Source organism: Bradyrhizobium sp. (genome assembly GCF_027307225.1).
Taxonomy (GTDB): domain Bacteria; phylum Pseudomonadota; class Alphaproteobacteria; order Rhizobiales; family Xanthobacteraceae; genus Bradyrhizobium.
This window is the reverse complement of the sequence record NZ_DAHUXJ010000064.1, coordinates 1-11968: the sequence shown is the minus strand read 5'-3', so window position 1 is coordinate 11968 and position 11968 is coordinate 1. Positions and strand designations below refer to the sequence as shown.

Below are 11968 nucleotides of genomic sequence, written 5' to 3'. Positions count from 1 at the left end.
TGGCGGCGTAAGCGCCGCAACCAAAGAAAACAACATGGCCGACCGACACCTGACCGGCATAGCCGCCGACGATGTTCCAGGCCGAGGCGGCGATCGCATAGAGCAGCACCAGCGCTCCGAGCCGCTGCTGAAACGGCGTCGAGAACAACAGCGGATAGGCGATGATGACCGCGAGGAGGACGGAAAGCCAAACGAGTGCCGCCCGCCGCATCACACCCTGCCCATCAGGCCCTGCGGCCGGAACCAAAGGAAGCCGAGGAACAGCGCGTAAACGACCATGTCCTTGTAGACGGCCCCGATCAGGTAGGCCGACAAGGATTCGATAACACCGATCAAAAGCCCTGCCACCAGCGCGCCCAGCACGCTGCCAAAACCTCCAAGCGACACGGTGACGAAGGCCACGATGCCCAAGGTCTCGCCGACGGTCGGGACGATATAGAAGAAGGTCGCGATCAGCGCACCCGCAAGGCCGGTCGCGCCGGCAGCAATCGCCCAGGCGATCGCCTGCATGGTATCGGGGCGAATACCCATCAGCTGCGCGGCGGTGTCATCCTCCGCGACCGCAAGCATTTTCGAGCCTAAGGCGGTCCGCGTCAGGAGAAAATGCAGGGCGAGCGTCACCGCGAGCGCCACCATGCCGGCGAGCAGCCGCGACGCCTGAATGTGAAGGCCCCAAAATTCGAGCGTGCCGCCGACGAGGTTTTCGGGCAGCGACGAAAAGTTCGCGCCGAACCACCAGAACACGGAATAGCGCAGGAGCAGCGCCAGTCCGAAAGTACCGAGGATTTGGGCCAGCATCGGCCCTTTCATTATACTGCGGATCAGGGCGAAATAGACCACCACCCCAAGGGTTGCCAGCACCAGCATCGCAAGCGGGGCGCCAACCCAGGGACCTGCTCCGAACAAGGTCCAGACCACGAAGGCCACATACATGCCGATCATGACGAAGTCGCCATGGGCAAAGTTGATGATGTTCATCATGCCCCACACCAGCGTGAGGCCGGAGGAAAACAGCGCGTAGACGGCACCGAGTAAGAGACCGCCTGCGATCACCTGAAGAAGCGTGGAGGACATGCCGTCGATCGTATCCAGGGGCGCCAGATTTCAGCGATCGTCAAAAGAGTGGGAGCGGCAGCGCCACCGCTCCCATGACAATCTTACCAGCCTTTATAGGGGAGCATCGGCGACTTGTCCGAGCTGCCCTTCGGCCACACAGCGACGTAATGCTCACCGTCCTGCAACTGGATGATGAGGCTCGAAGCCAGGATGTTCTGTCCCTTTTCGTTGAACTTGACGCCTTTGTACCCCATCATCAACTGATCGGGTTTCAGATCGGTCGCCTTCAGCGCGGCCTGGATTTTGGCAGGTTCGGTTGACCCGGCGCGATCGATGGCGTCGCAGAGCACGAAGAACGCCTGCATCGAGCGGCCCGTGGTGTCGTCCATGTCGTAGCCGGTCTTCTTCTTGTACATCTCCGCGATCAGCGCGGTGGGCGAACCGGCTGGACCAATGCTCCAGGACGAGCGATTGAGCACGCCTTGGGAGATCTTGCCGACCGCCTTGACGAAGGACGGATCGGAATAGCCGGAGTCGTCCGCCATCAGGATCGGCGGCTTGTAGTCGAGCGCCTGCATTGTCTTCTGATAGAGAATGGCGTCGGTCGTGTAGGCGATCATGATCACGACGTCGGGCTTCTTCTCCTTCAGCTGCAAGATCTGGCCCTGCACGTCGGTGGCGTTGATCGCGTAGGGAATATCGAGCGCGATCGCCCTGCCCTTCTCCTTGAACGTGTTGGTGATGACGTTGGCGACGGAGACGCCGTATTCGGTGGTATCATGGACGATCGCAACGCTGTCGGTCTTGACGCCCTGCGCCTTCATGTCGGACAGGAAGTCATAGTCGGCTTTCGCAATGTCGGAAGCGATCGGCGTGGTGCGGAAAAACCATTTGAAGCCGCGCTCGGTGAGGTTGGCGGCAACCGACTCGCCGTTGACGAATGGAATTCCGTATTTTTCGGCAATCGCACTCGTCGTCAACGTGACGCCGGATTGATAGGAACCCGTGACCGCTACCACCTTCTCTTCCGTGATCAGACGCAGCGTCTGGTTCTGTCCAGTCGCAGGGCTGCCCTGGCTATCGCCGAAAACCACCTCGACCTTGGCGCCGCCGAGGCCAGCAAGGCCTGCGTTCTTGGCGAGCGGAAAGTTTCCAAATTCAGGATGGGCGTTGTTGATGATATCGAGCGCGACCTCGATCGCGGCCTTGGTATGCTCGCCGGCACTCGCGGCGCCGCCGCTGAGCGGCAGGATCGCGCCGATCTTGATCGTCTTTTGCTGTGCTGACGCGCTGCCCGCCAGCAGAATGGAAACCGAGGCCGCACATACCACCAGCCTCACGATACGCCTGACATTCATATTGGATCGCCTCCGGGAGATATCGCCGGCGGCAGGCTCTTGAAGGCCCGATTGCGGCATGATCCTCCACATCCCTGTTTTCCTTGACGCTTTCAGCATTGCACGCCCCTACTGCTGGGGCAATGCTACGCCCGTCTAGCAAGCCGCCGGGTCCCGCAGCCAAATGACGCTGGTAGGAATGGTGGAATTTGAGTGCGCCCATTTTGGTGACTACAGTGCGAGGAAGACTTCGCGCCAGCCTGGAAAAGCTCGATGCGACATAAATATCTGAACATAAATGTCTGAAAAAGCGTAACCTTTCCGCCGCCGCACCCGATTATGACGGGACTTTCCGGATGGCAGCCGCCTTCCAGCCAAGCTCGCTGCTGCCAAGCCCGATATAGGCATCGACGACGCGTCGATCTCCGAGCGTGGCGAGACGGCCGTTCTCCCGCCCCGCCTGCATGACGCTCGCCGGCATGGTGTCGATCGGTACGCTGACGGTGCTGTTCCAGTGGAGCAACGACACCATCACTGTCGCGTATGTGATCGTCGCTCCCTGCTTCATGCGGAGTGCCTCTATTCCCGGATCCGGTCTTTGCGCGGCGAAAAGCTCCGCTAACATCCCCGAGTCGAGACGGCCGGCACTTGAGGACGTCGCAGCCGGGCATGTTCCGAACGCACTGCGGACATGCCTGTTCCGGGCTTCAAAAGAAGCGACCAGGCGTATGAACTCGCCTGTCGCCGCTCTCGCTGCGAGGCCCGGCCAACGGGTCGGAGCGTTTGCCGCCAGTCAACGTACGCCGACAGAGGCTGGATACCGAGCCAATATGACATCTTCCACCACCGTCGCCTGCTGGGACAAGATCTTCAGCGTGTGGGCTCTCTCCCTGGCGGCCGGCATTGTCATGGTCGGGGCGTTGGCTGTGTGGTGGGCATATTTCTCTCGAACCACTTGGTCCCGCAGCTATCTGACGGTTTGCGTCGGCCTCGCCGTTGCGATGACGGGCCTCATCGTCTGGAAGGATCATCAGCAATCAATCCGCGCCAGAAATCTCCCGACACTCAAAGCATTCAACGCCGAAGCGGATCAACTCTTTGAGGAGAGTCTCCGTCTCGACGATGACACGGACTATCCGGTGTACCGGGCAAAAGCCGATGACTTCTTCAAAAGGCTCGAGACATGGGCTGCGGACAACCTTGGACCCCGGGCATCCGACGTCTTGCGTCGTGACGACCCAAAGAATGCCGATAACACATTTGAAAGCGCACTGGACAAAAACCACGAGTCCTCAATGACCAGAATCCATCAGACGAGAGAGAATATTGCCGCGCTGATTGGCGCCGGCGCTTCGGAAAGCTGCGTAAAGCCGACCGCGCCGGAACTTCCTGTGCCGCAGGCTGAGGTCAGAAAATAACCACCTGCCATTCGAGATCCCATCGCGGGTCTTCTCGGGCCATCAGCTACCAGCGATACAAGCTTCATCGTGGGCCCGCCCTGGTCACCATAAGACCAGGGTTGCACGTCACTGACCTCGACGGTCACGCGGCCTGACGAACGCTTGACGACCGGACGAAAGCAAAAGTAACCTGCACCAAAGTGTCGACACAACGAGATCATGGGCGCTCGTCGAAAGCGCCTGGCTCGATTACAAAAGAGGCACTGGGGAGGAAGAATGGCGCGAATGCTCCGGGCTCGGGCACGCAGCGTAGTGGCGCCGCGCCGCGTTGGTAAATTATCGATCTTTCTGCCGATTTTCCTCTCCGCCCGTCGCGCCAGACCGCGACCCACCGATGCGCGGCGCACGGATGATCGGGGCACCGTCCCGGGCCGGGCACAGCTGTTCGGTCTTCCCGGACATCAAGCTGCAAGTGTCGGCATTTTGACACAGCCGACCCAGCACGAGTGCTCCCCGCGGCGGCAGCCTTCCTGTTTTGCAAGGAGGCACGCTTGGAAGCACTAGAGTGGCACATCATCGACTTCTTTCAGGCGCTGGCCGCTGGCTTACTCGTCGGTGGCACCTATGGCCTGATGTGCGTCGGCCTCGGCATCATCTTTGGCGTCATGCGCGTGGTGAATTTCGCGCAAGGCGACTTCATGATGCTCGGCATGTACGTCACCTACTACCTGGTGACCGGTTTCGGCGTCCTCGCCTTTCTCGGCCCTTATGCCGGCCCGGTCGTCGGTGCTGCATTGGCGGGACCGATCGTGTTTTGCGTCGGCTGGCTGGTGCATCGCTACCTGATGTCGCGCGTAACCGGCGCCCGCGTGGTCACCGCCGAAGCGGAAGGCCATTACACCCAGATTATCATGACGCTCGGCATCGCGCTCATTCTCTCCAACGGCGGCTTGATCCTGTTCGGCTCGGTACCGCTGTCGGTACGTACGCCGCTGTCCAGCGAGTCCTGGGAGATCGGCGAAGTCTTTCTCAATCAGGCCCGCGGCGTCGCCTTCATTCTCGCCGTTGTCGCCGCCTTCGGTCTTTATCTGTTCCTGACACGTTCAACTCTGGGCAAATCCCTGCGCGCGGCGGCCGATAATCCGGTCGCTGCCGCCTATGTCGGCGTCAATGTCGACCGCTGCCATCGCTTCGCGTTTGCGCTCGGGGTTGGCGTCACTGCCATCGCCGGTGGTCTGATCGCAAGCTCGCAATCGTTCCAGCCTTATATCGGCTTCGATTTCGTCATCGTGATGTATGCCGGCGTGGTGCTCGGCGGCATGGGTTCGATCCTCGGCGCCTTCTGGGGCGGGCTGACCATCGGCCTGGTGCAGCAGATGTCGACGCTGATCCTGCCATATCAATTACAAAATACGGCGATCTTCGTCGTGTTTCTACTGATTGTGTTCTTCAAGCCGCAGGGCATGTTCGGTCGCGTCTGGGAGCGCACCTGATGAAGCGTGCGCCCATCGGCCGACACTATGCGGCAATCCTGCTCTTTGCCGCCGCGTATCTCTGCCTCGGCTGGTTCGTGCACAATTCCTATTACCAGTTGATGATGACGCTGGTGCTGATCTGGGCAACCGTCGGCGTCTCCTGGAACACGCTGAGCGGCTACAGCGGCATGATTTCGTTCGGTCACGCGGCCTTCTTCGGCCTCGGCGGCTACACGATGACCATCCTTTTCGTCACCTTCGGCATCACACCGTGGATCGGCATTCCGGCCGGTGTCCTTGTTGGCATCATTGCCGGCATTGTCATCGGGGTGCCGACGTTTCGTCTACGCGGACACTACTTCGCGCTGGCGATGCTCGCCTATCCGCTCGCCATGCTCTACGTCTTCGAGTGGATCGGCTACCAGGAGGTGCCGATCCCGATGATGCGGGAGGCGCCCCTCCGCTATGCCGAGTTCAGTGATCCGCGGGCCTATATGGTACTGGCGCTCATCCTGCTCGTGCTCTGCATGATCGCGGCGCTACACATCGAGCGATCGCGGTTCGGCATGTCCCTGATGGCGATCAAGCAGAATGAGCCAGCTGCATCCGCGGCCGGCATCAATCCGATGCGATGGAAAATGCTGGCGATGATGATCAGCGCCGCCATGGGCGCGGCCGCCGGCGGGCTCTACGCCATGGTGCTTCTCGTCGTCACGCCGCAGACCATGTTCGGTGCACTGGTGTCTGCGCAGGCCCTGATCATGGCACTGTTCGGCGGTGTCGGCATATTCTGGGGTCCGGTGATCGGAGCGGCGGTTCTCGTACCGCTCGCCGAGACGCTGAATGCCGAACTCGGCAGCATCCTGCCAGGCATTCAGGGCGTGGTGTACGGCGCCGCGATTATCATCATCACGCTGGTCGCGCCGGAAGGCATCTACTGGCGGCTGCGCGATTATTTCGCCGCGCGGCGGCGCGCAACGGGACCGGCCATCGGCAAGGCACCGGTTTCCGTATTGATCTCTGAGCCGACCACTGTCGCTCCGGCGAATCCTGGCGAACGCAAACAGGCGGAGAGCGGCGAAGTCCTGCTCAGTCTCGACCGCACGGGCCGCGCCTTCGGCGGACTCAAGGCGGTTGACGGCGTTGATCTGAACATCCGCACTGGCTCGATCCACGGCATCATCGGGCCGAACGGAGCCGGCAAAACGACACTGTTCAACGTCGTCAACGGTTTCCTTCGCGCCGACAGCGGCAGCATCAAACTCGCCGGCACCGAACTGGTCGGGTTGAGGCCGCATGACATCTGCCGTCTCGGCGTCGGACGGACGTTTCAGGTCATTCGCGCTTTCCCCCGTATGTCGGTGCTTGAGAACGTCGTGATCGGTGCTGTCGGCACCAGTAGCGATACGCAGGCCGAGCGACTGGCGATGCAAGCGCTCGATCGGGTTGGGCTCGCGGATCAGCAGGCCTACGCGATCGCGGGCGGTCTCACGACCAAGCAACTGCGCCTGATGGAGCTGGCGCGGGCGCTGGCGCCGCGCCCCAGGCTGCTGTTGCTCGACGAAACGCTCGCTGGCCTCGGTCATGACGCGCTCGGCGATATCGTGACGATCCTGCGCCGGATCAACCGCGATGGCGTCACTATCGCCATCATCGAGCACACGATGCAGGCCATGATGAAACTGGTCGACGAATTCAGCGTGCTCGACCATGGCAAGCTGATCGCCAGCGGCGCGCCGTCCAAGGTGGTCAAGGACCCGGCGGTGATCGAAGCCTATCTCGGCAGGAAGTGGATGGAACGTGCTAAAGATACGGTCGCTTAACGTCGCCTATGGCGGCCTCAAGGCCCTGAACGACGTCTCGCTCGACGTCGAGGAGGGCCAGTTTGTCGCGGTCGTCGGCCCGAACGGCGCCGGCAAGACGACCCTGTTCAAGACCATCTCCGGCGTCGTCGCGCCGTTGTCGGGCGAGATTACCTATCGCGGCCAAGATCTGCTCGCAGTCCCAGCCGAGGAGCGCGCAATGCTCGGCATCGCCCATGTACCGGAAGGACGCCAGGTCTTTGCCTCCATGACCGTGATGGAGAACCTGGAGATGGGCGCGTTGACGAAAAAAGGCCGCGCGCGCTGGCACCAGCTTCTGCCCACCATTTTCGAACTCTTCCCGGTACTTGCCGAGCGGCGCGAACAGCTCGCCGGCACGCTCTCAGGCGGCGAGCAGCAGATGGTGGCGATCGGCCGCGGCCTGGCGTCGGCGCCGGACCTGCTGATGCTGGATGAACCGTCGATGGGGCTCGCACCTGCGGTCGTCGACTCCATCTTCGACCGTGTCGAACTCATCCATCGCGAACAGGGCTTGACTATCCTGCTTGTCGAACAGCGCGTGGCTGAAGCGCTTGAGCTTTGCGACCGCGGCTACGTGCTGGAGACGGGCAACATGGTGCTGGAGGGACCTCACGATACACTGGTTTCGAACGCGCAGGTACGGCGCGCTTATCTCGGCATGTGAATCATCAAAACCATCAGGGCCGGCTAAGGCCACAGGTAAAAGGGAGAACGGCATGGCAAGAACGTCTAGCGGCGCATCGCTCGCAAAGCCACTCATCAGTTTGACCGCAGCGATCGTGGCAGCCGCCGGAATTGCCGGGTGGCCGACTGGCGCGGCCCTAGCACAGACGCCGAAGCCGGTGGACATCGCGTTGATCATGCCGCTGTCTGGACCCTGGGCGCGACAAGGCCAGCTGGTGAAGCTCGGTGCCGAAATGGCGATCGCCGAGATCAACGAAAAGGGCGGCATCAAATCGATGGGCGGGGCCAAGCTCAATCTCATCTCGATCGATGCCGGCGACAGCGCCGAGAAGGCGAAGAACGCGGCACAGCGCCTGGTCGCCGAGCATCCCGACGTGGTCGGCGGTATCGGTGCCTGGCTCTCAACCTTCACCCTTGCGATCACCGAGGTCACCGAACGTGCGCAAATCCCGTGGCTGACCTTGTCGTATGCCGACTCGCTCACCAGCCGCGGCTTCAAATATATCTTCCAGTCATCGCCGACAGCGAATGTACAGGCGGTCGAGTCGCTGCCGACCCTCATCGATCTGGCCAAATCGGCCACAGGAAAAGCGCCGAAGACGATCGGTCTGATCGGTGACAACACGGCATCGCCAGTCAGCTTCCTCAAGCCACTCCGCGAGCCCGGCGGTCTCGACAAGTACGGCATGAAAGCGGTTGTCGACGAGACGTACACGCCGCCTTTGGCGGACGCGACGACACTGATGCAAAGGGTACGCTCGGCCCGTCCGGACATGTTGCTCTACATCACCACCACCATCTCCGACCTGAAGCTCGGCCTCGACAAGATGAACGAGTTTCATATCGGCAAGGGTGCCGTTCCGGTGATCGGCAGCGGCGGCGCCAACGGCGCGCCGGAGGTGCTCAAGAACGTCTCGCCGGATCTGCTCGAAGGCTACATCTTCATCGTTGCGAACTGGGGTCTGAAGGGCCAGGAACAGATCCTCGACGCGTTCAAGAAGCGTACCGGCGAACCCTGGATGACCCAGGAATCGCTGGACGGCTACGGCCACGTCTGGATCCTCAAGGACGCGCTGGAGAAAGTCGGCAAGGCCGATAAAGTCAAGGTGGCCGAGGCGATCCATACAATGGAATTCGACAGCGGCCCGACCGCAATGGTCTTCCCCGGCAAGGTGAAGTTCGACGCCGCCGGTCATCGCGTCGGCGCGCCGCTCGTGATCGTGCAGTGGCAGAACGGTGTTCCCGTCACGATCTATCCGATCGATCGCGCCACCGCCAAAGCGAAATGGCCGAAGAGCTGATGTAACCTAGTCCAGGGTACGCGGGCGCGGTTCGGAATAATCCTGGGAGTGGATGAACGAGATGGGTCGTTTGGACGGCAAGGCCGCGATCGTCGCCGGTGCCGGTTCGATCGCGGAAGGCTGGAGCAACGGCGGTCAGACCGCCTCCACCACCGGCAAAGTGTGGGAGGATTGATATGGCGCGCCTCGCCTTCATCGGCTGCGGCGCCATGGGCGCACCGATGGCCGAACGGCTGATCGACGCCGGGCATACGCTCCACATCTACGATCCAGACCCGGCGGCGACCGCTCCGCTTGTGGCCCTCGGAGCAGTCACCGCGCCGACACCTCGCGCAGCCGCAGAGATGGGCGAAGTCGCCTTTGCCTGCCTGCCCTCGCCCGAGGTCAGCCGCAAGGTGGCGCTCGAAAGCGACGGCATCGTCGCGTGCAAGGACCTCGCGGCCTATATCGAGATGTCGACGATCGGCTCGAAGACAATCAAGGCGATCGCGCAAGGACTGGCCGAAACCGGTATCGCGGTGCTCGATTCACCTGTCAGCGGCGGGCCACGCGGCGCGCGAGCCGGCACCTTGTCGACCATGGTCGCAGGCGTGCGCACGACATTCGAAACGGTGAAACCGCTGCTCGAGACGGTCGCACGCAACGTGTTCTATATCGGCGAAGAGCCGGGCCTCGCTCAGGTGACGAAGCTCGCCAACAACATGATCTCGGCGGCCGGCATGGCCGCCGCCTTTGAATGCTCCGCCATGGCGGTGAAGGCCGGCGTCGATGCGCGCACGCTGATCGAAACGGTCAACGCGAGCACCGGGCGCAACAGTGCGACCATGGACAAATTCCCGGCAGCCGTGCTCACGCGCAGCTTCGATTACGGCGGCAAGCTCTCGACCATGTACAAGGACGTCTTCCTCTGCCTTGAGGAAGCGCGCGAACTCAATGTGCCGATGTGGGTCGGCTCCAACGTCGTCCAGCTCTGGTTTCACGCCATGACGCAGGGCCGCGGCAACGACGACTACACGGCCCTCATCAAGATGATCGAGGACTGGGCCGGGGTTGTCGTCGGCGGCAACGAATCCGGACCCGTTGACCGCAAACCGGAATAGACCGCGAGGGCGCGCCATGTGCGAAACCGACACCCCTAAAACTCCCGGCTGGAAAGGCTGGCTCGACCTGCCGTCGCCGAGGATTTCCGGGGCCGGCGGGCCGTGGATTGATCTGTCGCATCGGCTCACCGAGGAACTGTCACGCATCCCCTCCTTTCCGCAACCGTACATACGACAGATCAGCAGGATTCCGGACCACCGCGCCAATGTCACCGAAGTGCACATGGTCGTGCACCACGGCACACATATCGACGCGCCGCGCCATTTCATCGCCGACGGACCGACGATGGACGAGGTACCGCTCGACCGCCTCTACGGGACCGGCGTCGTCTGGCATTTCGACGTCGCTGACAGCGGCAGCATCGACGTCGCCGATCTCGAACGTGCCACACCCCGCATGCGTCCCGGCGACATTGTGCTGATCGATACATCGCGTTCGCGTTACATCAATACCGATCGCTACATGCAGCATGCCTGCCTGAGCGGCGAAGCGGCGGCGTGGCTGGTCGAGCAAGGCGCAAAACTTGTCGGCATCGACTGCCCGACGCCCGACCTCGCCTCGCCGCTGCGGCCGCCCGATTTCGCTTTTCCGGTGCACTACAGCCTGCTCAGCCGCGGGGTCCTGATTGCAGAACACGTCACCAATCTTGCGCCGCTCGCCGGCAAGCGCGCCGAGATCATGTTTCTCGGACTAAACATAGCCGGCTCCGACGGCGCGCCGGCGCGCCCTGTGGCCCGCGTCATCGATTGAACAAGGGAATGTCGGGAATTCGGGCATGACGAAGGTTTACGCGGTACGCGTCCACCAACTCGGTGGCCCCGAGCAGTTGCGCTACGAACAGGTCGAGGTCGGTGAGCCCGGCCGCGGCGAAGCGAGCGTGCGCCATACCGCGATCGGACTCAATTTCACCGACATACATTTCCGCACCGGCCGCTATCCCCTTCCTTCGCTGCCGCATGTGATCGGCATGGAGGCGGCGGGCGTGATTGAGGCGATCGGCGACGGTGTCACGGCGTTCCGGCCCGGCGATCGCGTGGCCTATGCCGCCGCGACACCAGGCGCCTATGCACAAGCCGCAGTGATGCCAGCCTCACGACTGATCAAGCTGCCGGATTTCATCGACGATGAGGCCGCCGCCGCGACCCTCCTGAAAGGCCTGACGGCGCAGTATCTGATCCGCGGCGCTTACACGATCAAACAGGGCGAGACGATCCTGGTCCAGGCAGCCGCCGGCGGCGTCGGTCTCATCATCTGCCAATGGGCCCGCCATCTCGGCACACGGGTAGTTGGCACCGTGAGCACGCCGGAAAAAGCCGCACTGGCCAAGGCCAATGGCTGCAGCGATCCGATCATCTACACGCGCGAGGACGTGGTGGCGCGCGTGCGCGAACTCAGCGGCGGCGCCGGCCTGCCCGTGGTCTATGACGGTGTCGGCGGCAGCACCTACGAAACATCGCTGCAATGCCTGAAGCGGCGCGGCCTCGCGGTGTTCTACGGCTCAGCGGGCGGCATAATTCCGCCGTTCGATCTGTGGCGGCTCAACCGCATGGGCTCGCTCTACGTCACCTATGCCGGGCTCGCCGACTATCTGCACGATCACGTGGAGATGGACGAGCGCGCCGCCGAATTGTTCGCGATGATGAGAAACGGCGTGGTCAAGGTGCCGATCCACAAGCGTTACCGACTCGCCGACGCGTCGCAGGCGCATGCCGACCTCGAAGGCCGGCGTACGTCCGGCGCCTCACTGCTTATTCCGTGAGCGCGCCGATG

At 62.3% G+C, this 11968-nt stretch carries 11 protein-coding genes and 1 pseudogene; 8 read left to right on the top strand and 4 right to left on the bottom strand.

Going from position 1 to position 11968, the window contains the following annotated elements; all coding sequences use genetic code 11:
* The 4 genes and pseudogenes from M6D32_RS10840 to M6D32_RS10825 form a co-directional block, all read right to left on the bottom strand.
* Window positions 1-211: pseudogene (locus tag M6D32_RS10840) on the bottom strand (branched-chain amino acid ABC transporter permease); the annotation flags it as partial.
* Window positions 211-1074 carry a branched-chain amino acid ABC transporter permease gene (locus tag M6D32_RS10835; RefSeq protein WP_298255900.1) on the bottom strand — a complete coding sequence of 288 codons (864 nt, stop codon included), beginning with the start codon at window positions 1072-1074 and terminating at the stop codon, window positions 211-213. The gene M6D32_RS10835 and the pseudogene M6D32_RS10840, both read right to left, overlap by 1 nt.
* 83 nt (window positions 1075-1157) lie before the next feature.
* On the bottom strand, window positions 1158-2414 hold the full coding sequence (locus tag M6D32_RS10830; RefSeq protein ID WP_298255899.1) for an ABC transporter substrate-binding protein: 1257 nt from the start codon (window positions 2412-2414) through the stop codon (window positions 1158-1160).
* A 316-nt stretch (window positions 2415-2730) separates the two neighbouring features.
* Entirely contained in the window at window positions 2731-2961 is a 231-nt protein-coding gene (locus M6D32_RS10825; RefSeq protein WP_298255898.1) for a hypothetical protein, read from the bottom strand.
* Window positions 2962-3223: 262 nt separating this feature from the next.
* On the opposite strand from M6D32_RS10825, the gene M6D32_RS10820 reads away from it, so the two are divergent.
* The 8 genes from M6D32_RS10820 to M6D32_RS10785 all read left to right on the top strand — a co-directional run bounded on the left by M6D32_RS10820 (window position 3224) and on the right by M6D32_RS10785 (window position 11957).
* Complete coding sequence (locus M6D32_RS10820; protein WP_298255897.1) at window positions 3224-3811, top strand: hypothetical protein; 588 nt, start codon at window positions 3224-3226, stop codon at window positions 3809-3811.
* A gap of 533 nt (window positions 3812-4344) precedes the next feature.
* Window positions 4345-5286: a branched-chain amino acid ABC transporter permease gene (locus M6D32_RS10815; protein WP_298255896.1), complete on the top strand. Its 942-nt coding sequence runs from the start codon at window positions 4345-4347 to the stop codon at window positions 5284-5286.
* Window positions 5286-7091 carry an ATP-binding cassette domain-containing protein gene (locus M6D32_RS10810; protein WP_298255895.1) on the top strand — a complete coding sequence of 602 codons (1806 nt, stop codon included), beginning with the start codon at window positions 5286-5288 and terminating at the stop codon, window positions 7089-7091. Before M6D32_RS10815 ends, M6D32_RS10810 begins: the two co-directional genes overlap by 1 nt.
* Window positions 7069-7776: an ABC transporter ATP-binding protein gene (locus M6D32_RS10805; RefSeq protein WP_298255894.1), complete on the top strand. Its 708-nt coding sequence runs from the start codon at window positions 7069-7071 to the stop codon at window positions 7774-7776. The genes M6D32_RS10810 and M6D32_RS10805 overlap by 23 nt, the downstream gene beginning before the upstream one ends.
* 52 nt (window positions 7777-7828) lie before the next feature.
* Window positions 7829-9097 carry an ABC transporter substrate-binding protein gene (locus tag M6D32_RS10800; protein ID WP_298255893.1) on the top strand — a complete coding sequence of 423 codons (1269 nt, stop codon included), beginning with the start codon at window positions 7829-7831 and terminating at the stop codon, window positions 9095-9097.
* A gap of 176 nt (window positions 9098-9273) precedes the next feature.
* On the top strand, window positions 9274-10197 hold the full coding sequence (locus M6D32_RS10795) for an NAD(P)-dependent oxidoreductase (RefSeq protein ID WP_298255892.1): 924 nt from the start codon (window positions 9274-9276) through the stop codon (window positions 10195-10197).
* 16 nt (window positions 10198-10213) lie between these two features.
* A complete protein-coding gene (locus M6D32_RS10790; protein WP_298255891.1) occupies window positions 10214-10948 on the top strand; it encodes a cyclase family protein in 735 nt (244 codons plus the stop codon).
* Between the two features lie 25 nt (window positions 10949-10973).
* On the top strand, window positions 10974-11957 hold the full coding sequence (locus M6D32_RS10785) for a quinone oxidoreductase (RefSeq protein ID WP_298255890.1): 984 nt from the start codon (window positions 10974-10976) through the stop codon (window positions 11955-11957).
* Window positions 11958-11968 lie beyond the last annotated feature (11 nt).